General features: G+C 44.1%; 18 protein-coding genes. 12 read left to right on the forward strand and 6 right to left on the reverse strand.

All coding sequences use genetic code 11. From position 1 onward, the window contains the following. Positions 1–423: 423 nt before the first annotated feature. On the forward strand, positions 424–1344 hold the full coding sequence (locus B5F78_RS00960) for a peptidoglycan DD-metalloendopeptidase family protein (RefSeq protein WP_087213194.1): 921 nt from the start codon (positions 424–426) through the stop codon (positions 1342–1344). A 229-nt stretch (positions 1345–1573) separates the two neighbouring features. After that, entirely contained in the window at positions 1574–2272 is a 699-nt protein-coding gene (locus tag B5F78_RS00965) for a response regulator transcription factor (RefSeq protein ID WP_087213181.1), read from the forward strand. A gap of 143 nt (positions 2273–2415) precedes the next feature. Here the strand turns inward: B5F78_RS00965 and B5F78_RS00970 are convergent, their stop codons facing one another. Continuing rightward, the gene (locus B5F78_RS00970) at positions 2416–2730 is read right to left on the reverse strand and encodes a DUF3836 domain-containing protein (RefSeq protein ID WP_087405720.1); all 315 of its coding nucleotides are present in this window, start codon (positions 2728–2730) and stop codon (positions 2416–2418) included. A gap of 715 nt (positions 2731–3445) precedes the next feature. Between B5F78_RS00970 and B5F78_RS17720 the strand changes: the two genes are divergently transcribed. Further along, a complete protein-coding gene (locus B5F78_RS17720; protein WP_241148248.1) occupies positions 3446–4228 on the forward strand; it encodes a sensor histidine kinase in 783 nt (260 codons plus the stop codon). A 140-nt stretch (positions 4229–4368) separates the two neighbouring features. On the opposite strand, the gene B5F78_RS00980 is transcribed toward B5F78_RS17720, so the two are convergent. Next, positions 4369–7182 carry a M16 family metallopeptidase gene (locus B5F78_RS00980; RefSeq protein ID WP_087405722.1) on the reverse strand — a complete coding sequence of 938 codons (2814 nt, stop codon included), beginning with the start codon at positions 7180–7182 and terminating at the stop codon, positions 4369–4371. Positions 7183–7408: 226 nt separating this feature from the next. Between B5F78_RS00980 and B5F78_RS17020 the strand changes: the two genes are divergently transcribed. Next, positions 7409–7549 carry a hypothetical protein gene (locus B5F78_RS17020; RefSeq protein ID WP_162608462.1) on the forward strand — a complete coding sequence of 47 codons (141 nt, stop codon included), beginning with the start codon at positions 7409–7411 and terminating at the stop codon, positions 7547–7549. Positions 7550–8022: 473 nt separating this feature from the next. On the opposite strand, the gene B5F78_RS00985 is transcribed toward B5F78_RS17020, so the two are convergent. The 3 genes from B5F78_RS00985 to B5F78_RS00995 form a co-directional block, all read right to left on the reverse strand. Beyond that, entirely contained in the window at positions 8023–8688 is a 666-nt protein-coding gene (locus tag B5F78_RS00985; RefSeq protein ID WP_239473369.1) for an ABC transporter ATP-binding protein, read from the reverse strand. Beyond that, positions 8679–9611 carry a hypothetical protein gene (locus B5F78_RS00990; protein WP_087405723.1) on the reverse strand — a complete coding sequence of 311 codons (933 nt, stop codon included), beginning with the start codon at positions 9609–9611 and terminating at the stop codon, positions 8679–8681. Before B5F78_RS00990 ends, B5F78_RS00985 begins: the two co-directional genes overlap by 10 nt. 87 nt (positions 9612–9698) lie before the next feature. Beyond that, positions 9699–9959, reverse strand: coding sequence for a hypothetical protein (locus B5F78_RS00995; RefSeq protein WP_022041147.1), 261 nt, complete (start codon positions 9957–9959; stop codon positions 9699–9701). A gap of 239 nt (positions 9960–10198) precedes the next feature. On the opposite strand from B5F78_RS00995, the gene B5F78_RS01000 reads away from it, so the two are divergent. The 3 genes from B5F78_RS01000 (at position 10199) to tatC (ending at position 12014) form a co-directional block, all read left to right on the forward strand. Then, positions 10199–10771 carry a superoxide dismutase gene (locus B5F78_RS01000; RefSeq protein WP_087248462.1) on the forward strand — a complete coding sequence of 191 codons (573 nt, stop codon included), beginning with the start codon at positions 10199–10201 and terminating at the stop codon, positions 10769–10771. A 206-nt stretch (positions 10772–10977) separates the two neighbouring features. After that, a complete protein-coding gene (locus B5F78_RS01005; RefSeq protein WP_087405724.1) occupies positions 10978–11202 on the forward strand; it encodes a Sec-independent protein translocase subunit TatA/TatB in 225 nt (74 codons plus the stop codon). Then, positions 11199–12014 carry a twin-arginine translocase subunit TatC gene (gene tatC, locus B5F78_RS01010; protein ID WP_225226292.1) on the forward strand — a complete coding sequence of 272 codons (816 nt, stop codon included), beginning with the start codon at positions 11199–11201 and terminating at the stop codon, positions 12012–12014. The genes B5F78_RS01005 and tatC overlap by 4 nt, the downstream gene beginning before the upstream one ends. Positions 12015–12087: 73 nt before the next feature. Here the strand turns inward: tatC and B5F78_RS01015 are convergent, their stop codons facing one another. Beyond that, a complete protein-coding gene (locus B5F78_RS01015; protein WP_087405756.1) occupies positions 12088–12927 on the reverse strand; it encodes a hypothetical protein in 840 nt (279 codons plus the stop codon). 272 nt (positions 12928–13199) lie between these two features. Between B5F78_RS01015 and B5F78_RS01020 the strand changes: the two genes are divergently transcribed. The 5 genes from B5F78_RS01020 to B5F78_RS01040 all read left to right on the forward strand — a co-directional run bounded on the left by B5F78_RS01020 (position 13200) and on the right by B5F78_RS01040 (position 19314). After that, positions 13200–14636, forward strand: coding sequence for a CCA tRNA nucleotidyltransferase (locus B5F78_RS01020; RefSeq protein ID WP_022041142.1), 1437 nt, complete (start codon positions 13200–13202; stop codon positions 14634–14636). A 153-nt stretch (positions 14637–14789) separates the two neighbouring features. Then, the gene (locus tag B5F78_RS01025) at positions 14790–15410 is read left to right on the forward strand and encodes a CatA-like O-acetyltransferase, family 2 (protein WP_022041141.1); all 621 of its coding nucleotides are present in this window, start codon (positions 14790–14792) and stop codon (positions 15408–15410) included. Positions 15411–15832: 422 nt separating this feature from the next. After that, the gene (locus B5F78_RS01030; RefSeq protein WP_087405725.1) at positions 15833–17137 is read left to right on the forward strand and encodes an MATE family efflux transporter; all 1305 of its coding nucleotides are present in this window, start codon (positions 15833–15835) and stop codon (positions 17135–17137) included. Positions 17138–17632: 495 nt separating this feature from the next. Next, entirely contained in the window at positions 17633–18217 is a 585-nt protein-coding gene (locus B5F78_RS01035; protein WP_087248468.1) for a UpxY family transcription antiterminator, read from the forward strand. A gap of 410 nt (positions 18218–18627) precedes the next feature. After that, positions 18628–19314, forward strand: a complete 687-nt coding sequence (locus B5F78_RS01040) for an FHA domain-containing protein (RefSeq protein WP_087248470.1) — start codon at positions 18628–18630, stop codon at positions 19312–19314. The last annotated feature ends 3 nt before the right edge of the window (positions 19315–19317 follow it).

A 19317-nucleotide genomic window follows, 5' to 3' on the forward strand; every position in this document is an offset into this window, starting at 1 on the left:
CTGACGAAGAACAGGAGCGAAAAGGACCAAAAAATCGCCCAAAGCACACACGAAAACGGATACATCAAGCCAAGAAAAACTTTTTGGAGAAATTCAAAACAGCTTCTATTTCTTACATGCTTTCCGTCTCATTCACGCCTTTCCCTAGAAGATTATCCGAATAAGCATAAAATACATGTTGTGAAACATAAATAGATCAATAAGGTTTATTTGTAGCATAAAAATACATAAAAAATAGTTAACTGCTAACTCTACATTACAGAAAAAAAGCTATATTTGGAACGCTTTTTGAACAAAAGCAAGCATCCGTATGTTTACACGATGCTCGAATTAGCTGATTAATTAACCATAAATGATATTCTGGCCTTAGTCGGAAAAAGAGAAATCCGGCTGATGAATACAAGCAAAGAAGAAAGGCATATAATGATTTTAAAATGTATTAGAACAGTAGCGGTAGCTGCGTTGGCGCTGGTGAGCGTAAACGTATCGGGGCAGGACTTGCTGGCACGCCAGGCACCTATCGACAGAAAGCTGAAAGCTGTAGACTCGTTGGCGCTGATTCGCCAAATCAAGGCTGAACAAGCCGTTTATCCTGCCTATAATCTGTATCCAAACTGGCAGAACGACCGTGTACATGCTTATGGCAATACGGTACAAGTCCCAGATACATTCCGAATTGATTTAACCGGTTTCTGCATGCCCACTACGCATACGAAGATTACCTCAAAGTGCGGTCCGCGCTGGCGTCGTATGCATAATGGGTTAGATATTAAAGTATATATCGGCGATACCATTCGGGCGGCTTTCGACGGGAAAGTACGTATGGTGAAGTATGAACGTCGCGGTTATGGCAAGTATGTGGTTATTCGTCACGACAACGGGTTGGAGACCATTTACGGTCATCTTTCCAAACAACTGGTGAAAGAAGACGAATACGTAAAGGCTGGCGATGTGATAGGTCTGGGAGGCAATACCGGACGTTCTACTGGTTCGCACCTGCATTTCGAAACCCGTTTCTTGGGCGAGGTGATTAATCCTGAATTTATGTTTGATTTTCCGAAACAGGATATTGTGGCAGACAGTTACCTGTTTATCCGTAACGCAAACCGTTATCCGTACCAGCGTACACGTGCATTGGCAAACTTGAAGAGCGGGAAGAAAATCGAGAACGCGGAATCTTCACCTGCAGAAGGTGGTGCTATCCGTTATCATAAGATACGCAAGGGAGATACCTTGGGACGTATATCCCGGATTTACCACGTATCTATCGACCGTCTGTGTAAGATGAACGGCATTAAGCGTACCACAACCTTGCGCATCGGTCAGGTATTGCGTTGCTCATAAACAATAGCATTTTATCATTTCGGTAAGAAAAAATAACCGGGCAGGAGGAAAACGAAATCGTTTTCTTCCTGCTTTTGTTTTCCTGCCTCATTACACTACTGTACGTGCCGTTCGGCATACCTGTTCCCTGCTTTTTTGAGTGACGAAGTCTGGAAAAAGGAGCATATTCTCTTTTTATTTGACAGGATAATCGTTATCTTTACCGCCAAATTGAACGAAAACAAGGATTATGATTAAACTTTTGTTGGTAGAAGACGATCCCAACCTGTGCTACATCGTACAGAGCGGACTGCAGGAACTGATAGGCGGATACGATGTGTGTACCGCTGCCAATGGAAAAGAGGGACTGGAAGCCTGGGAACAGCACAGACCCGACATCATTATCAGTGATATTGATATGCCTGAAATGGACGGATTCGAAATGGTAAAACGCATCCGGGAGACCGATGGTGATACCCCTATCCTTTTTGCTTCGGCTCTGACTTCTCCTAAAGACGTACGGAGAGGATATGGGTTCGGGGTAAATAATTATGTAAAAAAGCCCTATGTACCCGATGAACTGGACGCCCATATTCATGCCATCCTAAAGATGAAGAGCGGAGAGAAAAGCCGTTCGGAAAACGGTTGCCTCAAAATAGGGCACTATACGCTGGAACCCGCCCATGCCACTTTACGCAATGATACAAACGGAAAGCTTCAAGTGCTGACCCAACGGGAAGCTCAGATATTGCAGCTGCTTGCCGAGAACAAGAACGAAGTGGTGCGCCGCGAAGCTATTCTGAGCCGTTTCTGGAATACGGAAGACGACTTCTTTGCCTCGCGCAGCCTGGATGTGTTTATCAACAAGCTTCGCAAACATTTCGAATCTGATGCAGATATCGAAATAAAAACCGTGCGGGGCATCGGGCTGATGCTGGTAACGGAATAAGAGCTTTTTCACCACAGATTACACAGATTAAGTTACAATTAAGAGCGAATCATAAATAACCCAAAGTTGTGCTTGTCGTTATTAACTATTAATTGTTCACTATTAATTATTTTCAATCCGTATAATCTGTGGTGAACAAACCATCATCGTTCGTAATCGGTAAAGCGGATGCCTTCGGCGGCGTAATCATAGCTGCGGGAGAGTTTCCAGCTTTGGCTTGTTTCGTTCCAACGGTAGATGTCCTTGCTCTGCAGTTCGCCTTTATCCGAGTAAACCATTTCGCTGCGCACCGATTTCACGTACCCCATATCGGTCTTTGCGCATACCTCGCGCACCGTCACACGCTTGCCCGCCAACTCATCGTTGAACAACTTCTCCGGAGTCTGTGCGCTCATCACTGTTGCTACACTTGCCAATACCATTACACTCGCTGCTTTTTTCAAATTCATTGTTTTCATAATACGTTCTATTTTAATGTGATACTTTTGTTTTATTTTGATATGACAAAGGTAAGTGTTCCGTCTTTCCTTTTAGGTTATCGGTATGTTATCTTTAGGTTAACGGGGATTTTTTCGCGGATAATTGTATCTTTGCCACAGAAAACAAGATACATGACACGCTATGGACAAGAAAAAGATAAAAGAGTTTTTCGCCGATAAAAAGAACCGGCGATTCGCAGGCCTAAGCGCATTGACTTTCTTAGGACTTATCGGGGCATTGGCTTTGCAGGCGGTGTGGCTATATAATGTATACACCTTAATTAGAAATGACATCCAAAAAGAATGTACGTCCATTTTAGATACAGCACTATATGAAGAAACAAATATCATATCATCCCATATTCCTGACGGTTACGAAATTCTAGGTGGCCCACAAAATGACTCCATATCCTCAAATACATATTTATATGAAGGAATATACAAATTGGGGCTTCAATATTCAATAACAGAAATAGATTCCATTGCAGGCGTTTATCTACATAAAAAAGATATAAATGCAGACTATGTTATATGCAATGTCAATCCTAAGACAAAAGAGATTTACGATAAAAGTAATACGCATAAACTATTCCAATTAGGACTTATTAAATCCGATATTATCCCAACAAGATTAGATTTCTCTCAAGGAGTACAAATTATATTGGAAAATCCCTTCAAATACATTTTTGAACGCATGGGGCTTCTCATTATCTCCACATTGATTATCTTATCTTTTGTCATCTCCTGCATCATCTACCAAATCCGTATCATCGCGCGTATGAACAAGATTTTCCAGATACGCGAAGACTTTACCTATGCCATGATACACGACATGAAGACTCCACTCAGCTCCATTTTCACCGCACTCTATTTCCTGCATAGCGGAAGGCTGGACAACAAACCCGAGACAAAAGAGAAATATTACACCATAGCCGAAAACGAAGTGGACCACCTGCTGACCCTTACCAACAGGGTGCTCACCCTGTCGAAGCTGGAAAGCCACAAGCTGGAAATGAACCGGGAAGACGTACCTCTGGAACCGATGGTAGAGAACCTGACCGTGAAGTTTACCGCCAAGGCGCAAAAGCCCGTCCGCTTCACCGCCGACCTGAAGACTCCGGCGGTATATGCCGACAAGGAATACTTGGAAGAAATATTGAGTAACCTGATAGACAACGCCATCAAGTATTCGAAACCCGAAGGAGTGGACATCCGCATCCGTTCGGAACTGAACGAGAAATACACCGTCATCAAGGTGCACGATAACGGTCTGGGCATCTCGGAGGCCGACCAGCGCACCATCTTCAACAAATACGAGCGTGCCGCAGCCGGACGGAAGAAGAACAAGAACAGACCTTCCGGCTTCGGCTTAGGGTTGAACTTCGTACAACAAGTGATGCATGCCCACGAAGGAAAGGTATTCGTCACCAGCATCGAAGGAGAGTTCACCGAATTTGCATTATTATTTCCAAGGTAATTATTCAGGTGACCAGGTGACTAGGTACTAGGTGACTAGATATTAAATACATTAGTAAACATCAGCAAGACTATATACTTGATAAAGTATTGTTTTTTAAAACCTAGTCACCTAGTACCTGGTCAACTAGTTAACTAAAATCACATCGGCATCACCACAAATACACGGTAGTTCTGCTGGGCTTCCAGTTCTTTCATGAAGCCGCAGATATCCGCCGCGCCTATCGCTTCAATCACCGCCTTGGTATCGGCAGGCAATTCGGAAGGCAGCAGCTCGTTGCCGGCTATCTCACCACACCAATAACTGTTGGTGCGCTCCATTTCGGCAAAGTGTTTTACCATAAACTCTTTTACCTTGGCAAGCTCGGCTTCATCTACCTGTTGCGCCAGCTTCGTAAATTCGTTGCGGATAATCTCCAGCGCCCGGTCTTTCTTCTCCGGCTTCATCGGGAACACAGTCTGATATACCAAAGGCACATCCGAAGTACGTTCCAGCACACCGCTGGTAGAAATGGAGTAAGTAGCCCCTTCTTTCTCTCTTACCTCGCTGAGCAGGCGTGCAGTCATCAGCTGGGCACACATCGATGCCAATATCTGGTTTTTGAAGCTATAAGGAACAGTTCCGCTTACGAAGATACCGCCATACGCCTGCGGTACTTCCATTTTCAGTTTCACCTCTTCGGTCTTTTCGCCTGCCGTCACTCCAATCCCGCTGATGCGCTTGATTTCTGCTTTCTGTGCCGGGTCGGACGGCAACGAAGCCAGATATTGTTCTGCCAGGCTTTTCAGTTCTGCCTCATCAAAGTTTCCACTGAACACGAAAGTAAACTGGGAAGCATTGGCAAGCTGTTCGCGGATTATCTTCAGGATATGCTCACGGTTCGCCCCGTCGACATCCGCCGCATCCAGCATCTGCATACGCGGCGACTGATACATAAACTGATTCAATTTCTGCTGGAAAATCAGTTGGGGATTGGATTCCTGGTTCTGAAGCACACCTTTCAACAGGTTCTGCAATGCCGTAAACTCATCGGCGGTGACATTCAATTGCGTAAAGTTCAGGTAAATCAATTCCATAAGGGTCTTCAGGTCTTTAGGAGTGGCATTGCCGCTGACATTGCGCACGTAATGGTCCAGTTCGATATTGACAATCGCTTGCTTTCCTGCCATTTGCTTTGCCAAATCAGCAAAGGTGAACTCGCCTAAACCATGCTGGGCAGCCACGACAGGCATGAATAGCAAATCGTTAACCAGTTCGTCGCCATAAACCGACGTACCCCCCTTAGCCGTAGCACGGAATACGATTTCATCGTTCTTGAAATCGGTCTTCTTCACAATCACTTTCACCCCGTTCGACAGCATCCATTCCTTGGCACCAAACTGGGGAAGCGCTTTTTCCGATACTACCTTTCCGGCTGCCGGAAGCTGGCTTATCAGCGGCTCATTCTTTACATTATCCACATACGGGGCAATCTCTTCGGCATCTATCTGTGCCAATGAAGCCTTCAGGGCCGCGGCATCCGGACAAACGACACCTTCTTTTTCGGGAAGCGCAATCAGAACAGCCATGTTCCGTTCGTTGAGCAACCGGGCATACATCTGATTGACCGCCTCTACCGGAATCTGATTGGCGAGCATATTCATCAGCTGATACTCGTTCTCGATACCCGGAATCGGTGTCTTGTCGAGGAAGTTACGGACATAAGATTCAGCCAGCTTCCGGTTCTCCTGATGATTGCGGTTATTGTATGCCTGCTCCAGTTGCGACAGGTATTCAGAACGGCAACGGGCATATTCGGTAGCGGTAAAGCCTCCGCGTTTGGCACGCAACACTTCCCGATAGACCGCATCCATAGCCGGTTCGGTGTCGCTCCCTTTCGGCACGGCAATATATGCCATCGCCTTCTTGGTCTTACACAACTCCATGTCGCCATGCTGTCCCTGCGCCAAAGCATACGGAGCATCCGGCCGGGTGGAGATGTCGTGCAGGCGATACATCATCATCATGTCCGCCATGTCCAGCATGTATTCGGTGGTAAGCGCCAGCATCGTGTTGCGGAGCGAGTCGGGCAATACATCATACTTGAAATAGAACTTCACCAGCGAGTTGCCCTGCTCCTTGTCCTGCCCGATGGCTATCACCGGTTCGGTAAAGTCATCTACCGGATAATAGACACGTTCAGCAGGCTGGGCAGGAAGCTCAATAGGCGCAAACAGTTCCTTGATTTTCGCTTCGATGCGGTCTACATCCACATCGCCTACCACCACGACTCCCTGCAAGTCGGGGCGATACCATTTCTCGTAATAATCGCGCAAAGCCTGATAAGGGAAATGGTCGACAACAGACATCAGTCCGATAGGAGAACGGCTGCCATACCGGCTATCCGGGAAAATAACCGGTGATGTCTTTTCAAAGATACGCTGCATGGGAGGCATCTGGCTGCGCCACTCTTCATGAATCACGGCACGTTCTTCATCAATGGCTTTGTCTTCGAGCAACAGACCGTTTGCCCAGTCGCTCAAAATCAGCAGGCAGGAGTCCTGCACGCCGATGCGTTCCGAAGGCACTCCGCAAATGCGGTACACGGTCTCGTCGACAGCTGTATAGGCATTGAGGTTCATGCCATACTTCACACCAATCGATTCCAGCCAGGATACCAACGTATTGCCGGGGAAGTGCTTGGTGCCGTTGAAACACATGTGCTCTAAGAAGTGAGCCAGTCCGCGCTGGTCTTCTTCTTCCTGAATAGACCCTACCTTTTGGGCAATATAAAAATCCACCTGATTTTCCGGATAGTTATTGTGACGGATGTAGTAAGTCAGTCCGTTGTCCAGTTTTCCGATGCGGACGTTCTTGTCCACTGGTACAGGAGGCATCTGCTGTGCACGTAATCCCAAAGGAAGCATGCAGCATCCCACCAAGGCAAAACAAATAAATTTCGTAAATCTTTTCATAAGTTTTTCTTACTATTTTATTAAACAATCTTTCTTTTAACAGCACAAAGATAAGTATTTGTCTCCATATATTATGTTATCACAATGTTATCTTTAGGTTAACGGGACTTACAGCATAGAGCTACAGACGTGAGCAGCTGGTATCAAACAAAAAACAACCTTCTGTATAATCGGTGGTGAAAAAATGTACCTTTGTCGTACGATAAACCCATAAAACAATTCTGGTATGGAAAAGGAAAAAGTGAAAGGCATCCCTTACGGAGTGGCAAGTTTCGAACAGTTAAGAAGCTGTTTTGAATTTCTCCAAAAAGTTTTTCTTGGCTTGATGTTTCCGTTTTCCCCGATAAATTTATTTGACCGAATATGAACCAATACATGATTGAATGGTTCATAATCTGCTTTAAGCAGTCTTACTTTTACGTTCTCCAATTGAAAACCGTACGGTTTCCATATCGAGAACGTACGGTTTTCAATTGGAGAACGTACGGTTTTGATATGGAAACCATAAAAGGAATGCCGCTTGCATCGATAATATAACCTAAGCGGAAACTGAAATGTAGTGAACGTATTGAGGGATTAATTATGCGAATCAGGAGTTAAACGTAGTTATGTTTCACAGGAGTTATCACTTCGTTCAGGAGTTAAAGGCCAATAGCCTTGCTTCTGAAACCGGCGCCAAAAAGGTATTGGCATCTAACTCCCAGCCCGCACCAGCGGGCGATAACTTCCTATAACTCCCTTTTAACTCCTGATTGTATAAATGTACGCAACGTCCTTCTTTGATTCATTCAAAAACTGTTTCCGTTTTTTTCAATCCGTGTAATCTGTGGTGAAAAACACTCACGCTTCCTCTTCTTCGTGCAGAATAAACCGCTCGATTTCTTCAACAGACCCGCAGGCGAATCTTTTCAGCAGCTTGCCTTCACGCAGGTAATAGATAGTGTCGCACACCTCGTGCAAGGCATCCAGCCGGTGCGAAGATACGATGACGGTTTTCCATTGTGCTTTCAGGTTGCGTATCAGTTGCTTCATCTGGATACATCCTTTCAGGTCAATGCCATTGAACGGTTCATCCAGGATATAAAGGTCGGGGCCTTGCAGACAGACCGCCATAAAGCCTAACTTCTTTTGCATTCCTGTGGAATATTCGGAAGCATAGCGGCCGAGAGGAAGACGGAACATTTTTGTATTCAAGTAATCTATTTGCTTCCGGTTGACCTTCTTCCCGTATGCCCGCAGGCAAAACTCGATGTATTCGTATCCCGTCACCAGCGGATAAAAGAAATTATCGGCTGGCAAATAACCTACCGTCACCCACTCGCCTTTCCGAATCATGCCTTCATACGAAGCCATCCCCGTCAGGCAACGGAACAAAGTTGTCTTTCCTGATCCATTGTCCCCTACCAGTCCATACACTTTTCCCCAGTCGCAAACCAGCGAAACATCATCGAGCACTTTTACGTGCCCGAACGACTTTGACATATTCTCCACACGTATTATTTCCATATAGCTTTCCATTTTATCCATACCGCATACGAAAGTATTCCCACGACCGTCAATTCTGCCAGACAGCCCACCCAGGCGAAACAAGTCCATGCAAACAAAGGAATACATACGACAAGCTGCATCACCGCAATACCGACAGTTACCGGACAAACCCAACGGAACAACGCCATGCTTTGCAGATAGAGAATACCCGATGTCAGGCAGGAAAAGAAAAACAGTACGCCTTCTGCCCGGAACCCTCCGGCAAGGCACATCATCCCGAAAGGCAGGAACAGCACCGATGCATTCCAGCTATTCGCTTTCCATAATTCCCTCTGCAGGATATGATAACTCTTGAACTTCTGCAACAGATGTGCATCGGGTACGTAGCTGTAGGCACCCGACTGTATAATGCCCCAAACCAACATGCCCACCTTTGCCACCCGTACATTGCCGTTCAGACATCCCAATGCCGACATACCTATTACAATAAGGTATAGCCAGCTCATGCGACGGAACATCCGGAGATATTCCATATTGCCGGCATACAGGAATCCGAACCTTATGGGGGTTATCCGGAAACGGACAGGAGGCACGAAAGGCAACAGGCAAATCCCCAACGGCATGCACAAAGCTATCAGCCATTCGCCCCGTATCCCTGCTATTACGGCAAAAGGCAGGCTTAGCAAAAGGTATTCGTAGCAGAAGAAAACCGACACATTATCGGTAAACCTGCGCAAAAATTCCCTGTCCTTCCTTGCCTGGTGATAAGCGCCTATCACCAGCAGGCAGGCAACCGGAAGCATCCAGCCTGTCTTTACCTTACACAATATCGCTACGGCAAGGACGAGCAGCCCAACCAGCAACACGCTCCGCACAATGCCCAATTCCTTCAGCAACCTGCCTCCGCTCTGCAGGCGTAACCTGACATAATATCCAAACATACCTCTGTGCCCGTTCAGCATTTTTCGTAATGATACAACTTACTGATTACTATTGTTTCATAGACTTATCTTCTTTAAAAACAGTTCTTATCTTCTTGCAGAATCCGAAGAGTTTCCCAACACCTGTTTCAACCACGGATATCCCCAAATGATTGCCATATAGACTATACCAATGAATAGAAGTGAACCGAGTGCCGCTCCCAATTCATACCTCCATTCATAAGTGTTCCAAACTACCTGACCATCAACAAGCCATTGTTTCAGGGGACGATAACCACATCTGACAAACAGATATACCCACGCAAAGATGACCAACATCTGCATACGATTCACATGCTTAGCTTTCATATTTCTCATTTAAGTTTTACTGACGCAAAAGTAAGCATCTGTTCTCACACACTATGTTATCGCAATGTTATTTTTAGGTTAACGAGAATTGGCTGGAGGTGCTGGTTGCTGATTTGCATCACTTGCCAAACCTCTCTACATAACAATCTGGAAATTTATGACAAAGAATATACGGATTGCCACAACTTTTTCGTATCTTTCCGTGTTGATAATATATAAACCCTTTAAAAACAAACATCATGAAACATGCAATGCCTCAGCTTCCCTACACGATGGAAGCACTGGCTCCACTGATGAGCCAAGAAACTTTAGAATACCATTATGGCAAGCACCTGCAAACCTACGTGGACAATCTGAACAAACTGATAGCCGGAACGCCCTTCGAGGACATGAGTCTGGAAGACATTATCTGCAAAGCCGACGGAGGCATTTTCAACAATGCCGCACAAGCTTGGAACCATACATTCTTTTTCGAAACACTGACCGCACAACCTCAAGACATACCTGCCTCGGTGGCAGATAAACTGGCAAAGGACTTCGGGTCGGTAGAAGCATTCAGACAAGAGTTTACCCAAAAAGCTACCACTCTCTTCGGTTCGGGATGGGTATGGCTGGCAGAAGATGCCGGCAAGAAACTTTGCATCCTTTCCGAACCGAACGCAGGCAACCCGCTGACCCGAGGCATGAAGCCCATCCTTACCATTGATGTATGGGAACATGCTTACTACATCGACTATCGTAACCGACGGGCTGCATACATCGAAGCATTCTGGAAACTGATAGACTGGACAAAAGTTGCTGCACGCTTCTAAAACAACCTCTAAAATCGAAACACTGATTTACGCCGATTCATGCGGATTGATTCTTTCATGGAAAATCCACACGAACCGGCGTTTTTCCACTATCTTCTGTTTTTCCGCCTCGTTTTTTATTTTTTATTAAAAACACTTGCCTTTATACTCCCTTCTTTGATTTATTTGTTACTTTTGTCGCCGAAATTTCATTAAAAGCAAGAAATATGAGCACTACACTCTTACTCCTGGGCATCGGTATGCAAGAACTGATTGTCATCGTATTGATTCTGTTGCTGTTTTTCGGCGGAAGGAAGATTCCTGAACTGATGAAAGGACTGGGCAAAGGCGTGAAAAGCTTTAAAGACGGTGTAAACGGGCTGGAAGAAGACTTAAAGGCAGACACAAAGAAAGACGAAAACACCCAACCGAATACCGATAAAGACAAATGATGAAAGAGAAAGGGGATAGCACAAAAACGAACGATGCATCGAACATGACTTTTTGGGATCACGTAGATGAATTGCGGAAAGTGCTATTCCGCATCATCATCGTGACGGGAGTGCTCATGCTTGCCGCCTTCTGCTTCAAAGACGAACTGTTCAGCATCATCCTTGCACCCAAAGAGAATGACTTCATTGTCTACCAATGGTTCGACCGTATCGGAAACGCCTTACACATTCCGGGATTATCCGTCCCAGATTTTCATATACAGCTTATCAATACCAAACTTTCGGGGCAATTTCTTACCCACATGAGCGTATCGCTCTATGCAGGCATTGTGCTGGCTTCGCCTTACATACTTTATCAACTGTTCCGTTTTGTCTCGCCTGCCCTTTATGCCAACGAACGACGTTATTCCCTACGCGTAGTAATGTGGGGCTACATACTGTTCCTGCTAGGCGTACTGTTCAGTTATTTTCTGGTATTTCCTTTTACTTTCCGCTTCCTTGCCCTTTATCAGGTCAGTGCGGAAGTAGAAAATGCGATTCTGCTCAGTTCATACATAGACACTCTGACTATGCTGAGCCTGATGCTGGGCATCACGTTCGAAATTCCCATCCTTGCCTGGCTTTTCGCCAAACTGGGATTTCTTACATCTACTTTCATGCGTACTTACCGCAAACATGCCATTATCATTGCACTGGTCATATCTGCCATCATTACGCCTACATCGGATGCCATTACCCTGATATTGGTAGCTGCCCCGATGTCCCTACTCTACGAAGCCAGCATCTTTATCGTGAAGCGGACTAATAAGTGACAGAGACACTCCGGATCAAGTGTGTATTCTGGCTTAAGAAAAGCGGTCCTGAACAGTTTGTTGTACTTGGGAATTATTCCTTGCCAGCTTTTTCCGCTTCTTCCATCTTACGGGTGACAAACTTCAGCTTCAGGTTTGCTTCGTTCTGTTCTTTACGGATTTGTTCCATTGCCGAAAGAATACGCGCCAAGTCACTAACAGCCGCTATAGCCTTCACATCATCGGTACGCATCGTAGTTGTATAATTTCGGTCACCGATAAATTCCAGCCGGAAACGGCGTTTGTCTTGATTGGCAACGATAAAGGCGGCTACCCCCCCGTCATCCTTTCCTACCCGATAGTCGGCTTTCTCGATTGGACGTCCCAAATCGGTCGTCTCATAACTGTCGGGCGAAGGAGCAGTCTGGGCAAACAGGTCACCATCTGTGCTCACTTTTACTGCCGTATGGTGTATGCTTCCACCGGCACAATAAATCGAGGTAAGCAACATCTCGCCCAGCTCGTTCACCTGAGCCCGTAAGAACGAACGCCCGATGTTCTTCTCTACCACTTGTGTAGGATAAAAATAATTGCCGATCTCCTGATAGGCAGTATCCTTCTCAAGCACGAAACGGTCTTTTATCGAATCAAGCGCAGCTTGCTTCACCTGCATCATACTATCCAGGTAAGCCAGCGTCTTGCGCTGTTCGTGCAGGTCGACCTGCTGCATCAGGCGGACACCTGCTTTACGCACATCCACAGCCTTGGGATAAAGCGTGCGGATACTGTCTATCTGCAGTTTGGCAAGGTTGTAGTTTCCGGAGGCAAACGATAACTCAGCCCGCTGAAACAATTCTCCTGCACGTTTCGAATCATTGTTGCACCCCGCAAGGAACATCACCAGGCACACAGCCGCTACCATCATCTTTTTCATACGCATCAGTTTTTAATATCCGAACACAGAGACAGGCAAATGCAAAAACATTGTAAATAAAACGTCCGGCATCGCCTTTTCACTTGAAATACAAAGGAAATTTTCCAGAGAGTCGTATCTCCGTGTTCATTTTTTATCATTATCAATCTCCTTTCATGAAACAAAAATACAATTTAATCGGTTCATATTCGGTAAAGCTCCCCTATTTTTTGTAATTTTGCACGCTATTTACGAGTTTTGAACACAAAAAACGAAACGAAAATCAACTAAGAATGAATCTGAAGGAACATTTTACCAACAAAATATTCAACTTGATTTCCGAAACCGCCGATGAACTGGGATTGGAATGTTACGTAGTAGGAGGCTACGTACGCGACATTTTCCTCAACCGGACTTCGAAAGACATTGACGTAGTAGTAGTAGGAAGCGGCATCGAGGCCGCCGAAGCCTTGGGCAAAAAACTGGGACGCAAGGCACACGTATCGGTATTCCGTAACTTCGGCACCGCACAAGTAAAATACTTCGATACCGAAGTGGAGTTTGTAGGGGCACGGAAAGAATCATACAGTCATGACAGCCGCAAACCCGTAGTAGAAAACGGTACACTGGAAGATGACCAAAACCGCCGTGACTTTACCATCAATGCCATGGCGGTCTGTCTGAACCAGGCGCGATACGGAGAACTGGTAGACCCTTTTGACGGGCTGAAAGACTTGAAAGAACGGATTATCCGCACACCGCTCGACCCGGATATCACGTTCAGCGATGACCCATTGCGTATGATGCGCTGCATCCGGTTTGCTACCCAACTGAATTTTTACATCGATGAAGAAACATTCAATGCCCTGGAACGCAACCGCGAACGCATCAAAATCATTTCGTACGAACGTATCAAAGACGAACTGAACAAAATCTTGCTTTCACCCATACCGTCGAAAGGATTCGTCGACTTGGACCGCTGTGGCCTGCTGGAACTGATATTTCCCGAACTGACAGCTCTACAAGGTGTAGAGGTGCGGAACGGACGTGGACATAAAGATAACTTCTACCACACCCTGGAGGTGGTGGACAATATTTCCAAGGTTTCGGATAATCTTTGGTTGCGTTGGGCAACCCTATTGCATGACATCGGCAAGCCACGCACTAAACGTTGGGACCCACGTCTGGGATGGACGTTCCACAACCATAACTACATAGGAGAAAAGATGGTACCTGAAATCTTCCGTCGCCTGAAACTCCCGATGAACGAAAAGATGAAGTATGTACAGAAGCTGGTAGGACTGCACATGCGTCCCATTGTGATAGCCGATGATGTTGTGACCGACTCTGCCGTGCGCCGCTTACTCTTCGAGGCAGGTAATGATATCGATGACCTGATGGCATTGTGTGAAGCCGACATCACTTCGAAAAATGAAGCCCGTAAACAACGCTTCTTGGACAATTTCAAATTAGTACGTCAAAAATTGAAGGATTTGGAAGAAAAAGACCGTATCCGTAATTTCCAGCCGCCGGTAGACGGAGAGGAAATCATGCAGATATTCGCCCTACATCCTTGCCGTGAAATAGGTGATCTGAAGAGTGCCATCAAAGATGCCATCCTTGACGGCCTCATCCCTAACGAACACGATGCAGCTTTCCGTTTCATGCTGAAGAAAGCTGAGGAAATGGGGCTGAAGCCAGTAAATTTACCTAATAACAACCTCATATAAAATACACATATAATATAGGATTCCCATTCGCCTGCAAATTGAATGGGAATCCTTTTATGAACCTGAGTTATCCAACATATTGTCCCTTTTGTTCTATCCATTGTCCAATATCTTACTTACCTTTGCCCTTATTATACTATATTAATGATAGAAATGAAAGAAGTAAATCCGAAAGAAACGACCCGTGCATACGCATTTGAAATGTGGATAGATGCCCCCATGCCCATGCTCACCTTTTTCAAGACCATAGATGTAACCCGCCTTGCCCGGATAAGCAAACGGACTGGATTAAAGTTCAATATGCTGATGTGCTGGTGCATCGGACGGGCAGCACGCCATATCAAAGAGTTCTATATGCTTCCGGTCGGTAAAAAATTGATAGAATATGACAACCTTGCCGTTTGTGCCGTTGTGGCTAATAGAGAAGGAGAAATAAGCTCCTGCGACATTCCTTTTTCTAATGACCTGAAACAATTCAATGAAGATTACCTGCGGCTGACCAGGCAAGTTGCTGAAAGCTGTCAGAATCATGACTTGACGGACTGCATGGTGATTGGCACATCTGCCCTTGTGCAATATGAAATAGACGGAGCGGTAGGTATGTACAGCGGAGTGTTCAATAATCCGTTTCTGATTTGGGGCAAATACAAACGGCATTTATGGAAACTGAAACTGACTGTTTCTTTCCAGTTTCATCATACACAGATGGATGGGGCACATGCTTCGTGTTTTTTGGAGAATCTGCAAAAAGAAATCAACTGTCTGGTGGTATAATCAAGAACAAATGCTATCTTTGCGGAACTAATGCCAGTCAGGAGTTAAACGTAGTTAAGTTTCACAGGAGTTATCACTTCGTTCGGGAGTTAAAGGCCAATAGCCTTGCTTCTGAAAACGGCGCAAAAGGTATTGGCATCTAACTCCCAGCCCGCACCGACGGGCGATAACTACCTATAACTCCCTTTTAACTCCTGATTCGCATAACTAACAGAAAAATACCAATTGTTCAATCCTATGAAATGGCAAGTGTGCATATAGCTGCGCTTAACGGATAGCATTTCAGTCATAGCTATTCAGCAACGGACAGGCTTATAACAGGTTTGTCCTTTCTTGTTTTGCCATTATTCCAAATTTATAATTATGCGATGTGTCATGCCGCTACGTGCAGCAGGACTTGTCGCATCATATCAAGTTGAACAATGAACTATACATATAAGCATATTTGGCTCATCGCTTTTCCTGTAATGATGAGCATCCTTATCGAGCAACTGATAAACATTACTGATGCCTTATTCTTGGGGCACGTAGGCGACGTAGAACTTGGAGCATCCGCACTTGCCGGAATCTGGTATCTGGCTATCTATATGCTCGGCTTCGGGTTCAGTTTAGGGCTACAGGTAGTAATCGCCCGCCGTAACGGAGAACAACGGTATGAAGAAACAGGAAAAACATTCTTTCAAGGACTGTTTTTCTTGCTGATGCTAGCGGCGTTCCTTTGCCTGTTGTCTCAAATACTTTCTCCAGTTCTGCTGAAACATCTGATAACTTCAGACGATGTCTACAACGCAACTGTATGTTATCTGAATTGGCGTATTTGGGGATTGTTATTCTCTTTCCCACTCCTAGCCTTACGTTCGTTTTTAGTAGGCATTACGCAGACAAAAGCCTTGAACATGGCGGCTTTCACAGCCGTACTGGTGAATATTCCGATGAATTGGCTCCTGATATTCGGATTCGATATGAGCATATCAGGAGCGGCCATAGCTTCTTCGTTTGCCGAAATGTGTTCGCTGGTAGTATTGACAATATATCTGTTCCGGCATATTGATGAAAAAGTATATGGCTTACGCTGGCACATTGAGATAAAGATATTAAAAGAAATATTTTCTATCTCGGTATGGAGCATGCTCCAATTCTTTGTCAGTGTAGCCATTTGGTTTCTGTTCTTCTTGGCTATCGAGCATTTGGGAGAAACAGAATTGGCTGTATCGAATATTGTAAGAAGTGTTTCCGCCCTGTTTTCCGTTATCGTCAATGCGCTGGCTGGTGTTACCAGTTCTTTGGTGAGCAACCTGATTGGAGCAGGTGAAAAGGGAAAAATCTTCCCGCTTTGTCACAAAATTATCCGTTTAGGATATGTGACAGGTATCCCATTGATTGTTCTTGCCTTGGTCTTTCACCAACACATCATCGGGGCTTACACAGAAAATCTGGTTATCGTACAAGTTGCATGGTTGCCGTTTATGGTTATGCTGCTGAATTACTTCTTTGCACTTCCCGGCTATGTTTATCTGAACGCAGCGACAGGAACAGGAGCAACGCGGACTGTATTTGTCTTTCAACTGACAACAACCATTGTTTATCTGTTTTGCTTATGGGGATTAAGCCATCGTAATGTTCCGTTAGCAGCTTATTGGGCAGTGGAATACCTGTTCGTGCTTGGGCTTGGGGTGCAGTCTGTCATTTATCTTAGAGCCTGTCGTTTAAATTTTCCAATAAAGTAATATTCTATCAGGTCCTTTTTCGTTTGTTTCCGGCCTGTTTTCCCGATTTTTTTCCTCAGATAGCCCGCTATCCTCCTCATAAAATCAGAAAAACATCCTCGAAAACAATTCGAAAAATTAACCTGAGCAAAATTTAAACGAACTCTTATTATTCTTTGGTGTCTATATAAATATGTAAAAGTAACACAATGATATATGATGTATATATTTTTAATTAGTTTTTGATAAGTTCTTTATACATAACGAGATAGATATGTAAAAAATGCAGATTTACACACTTTTGCCTCTGTGTAGGCTTATATGAAAATAGATATGATATAAAATAATTTGTTTTTCAATATTATATGCTATCAGATGATTTATATTTGTAATAATTAGGTGTGTTGTTTAGCAGGAATCGATTATTTTAGTGTAAAATGTTTTTAGATTATCTATATTTTACATACATTTGCGAGTGTCAATCTATTTCTTTCGGATAAATTGACGAAAGTTTAAATGCGAAAAGCAATGGAGATATGTGGTCAAATTCATTCGGTTTCGCCTGTCGGAAATGTGACAGACGAAAGCGAAGCATGTCCAAAGCATTGGTTTGTCGCTCTGGTTCAGATGAATTGTGAAAAGACAGCGAATAAAAAACTGCAGTTGTTAAATTTTGAGACTTTTCTTCCCATACAAATAGAAATGCATCAATGGAGTGACCGCAGGAAAAAAGTGGAGCGTGTGGTGATTCCTATGATGATTTTCGTTAAATTGACAACTAAAGAATTGGAGAAAGTTCGTAACTTGTCGTTTATATATCGTTTCTTGACGGCTCCTGGTGAGCATAAACCTGCTATTATACCAGATGAACAGATTGAACAATTCAAGTTTATGTTGGGAAATGCAGATTCTGAAATCACGATGGAGCCTTTGACTATTCGGAAAGGAGATAAAGTTAGGGTGAGACGCGGGTCGTTAAGAGGATTAGTCGGCTATGCATCTGTTGACTCTGATGGAAATTCCAAGATAATGATTGTGATAGATTGTTTGGGATGTGCCAGCGTGTCCATTTCAGCAAAAGATTTAGAGCATGTAAAATGATTTTAAAATTATCTTCATTTTATTTAGCCCCCTTTTCTTGTCATCATGAAACTTTCTAACAATGAAAGAAGAATCAATGTTTTCACTTACGATCAAGCAGACCATGTGAGAAATAAATCCCATCGGAAATATAGAATTGCAACTGGAGTAAAAAAATAGTGATTAATGATTACATTCCTGCAAATGAATATAAGTGAAATGACCATAAAAAGAAATCAATTAAAATTCTATTGCTTCTAAATAAAATAGCTGACTTGGTGTTTGAAGTCGGAGAAAAAAATGGAGAAATAATCTGTAATTTTTTAGAACTTTCATGATAAGTCATGTTTTATTGGGAAGAATAAATCCTGCATTAGGAATTTGGAAATGTAAAAAAATAAGAGTGATATAAAACTGTATATAAATAAATTATGAGCAGCAATAAAACTATTATTCCGGGAATGGAAGATGCATATACGGATTTACCGCAAAATCATCGCCAATCAGAACCTAAGCCACATGACGGCACTTTTGTCCCCAATCCATTTGGGACAGTGCCCAATAATGTTCCTAATCAGAAACCAGTTGTCGGTTTTCTGTATTCTATTTCAAGAACAAGTGCCGGTGAATATTGGCCGCTTCACATAGGTTCAAACAGTATCGGACGTTCTGCAGATTGTGATATTTGCTTGAGTGAAGCAACCGTATCAGATCAACATGCAGTACTAGTTGTAAGGCAAATGAAAAATCCAGAAAAAATCATTGCCTCTATTTGTGATGCCCGCTCAACTTGTGGGACAATGATAAATGGTGAGAGTCTGGGATTTGATCAAAGAGAATGTTTTAATGGTGATATTATTACTATAGGTGAACATTATGATTTGTTTTTTATCTTAATTGATGCCAAACAAATTGGTTTGAACGTTTGTCGTGAGTTTATGTCAACACAGGCCTCCAACAACACTCCCATAAATACCAATCCTTATGCAGCACCGGCCTTTAATCGTTATACTCAAGGATATGATGAGGGAAATGCTGTTTCCCAAGGTGGAACAGTCGGATTGGATGAATCAGGGAATAAGCCTGTCACGAAACCTGGTGGAACTATATTTATGTAGCAA

The organism is Bacteroides sp. An279, from assembly GCF_002159615.1.
GTDB lineage: Bacteria > Bacteroidota > Bacteroidia > Bacteroidales > Bacteroidaceae > Phocaeicola > Phocaeicola intestinalis.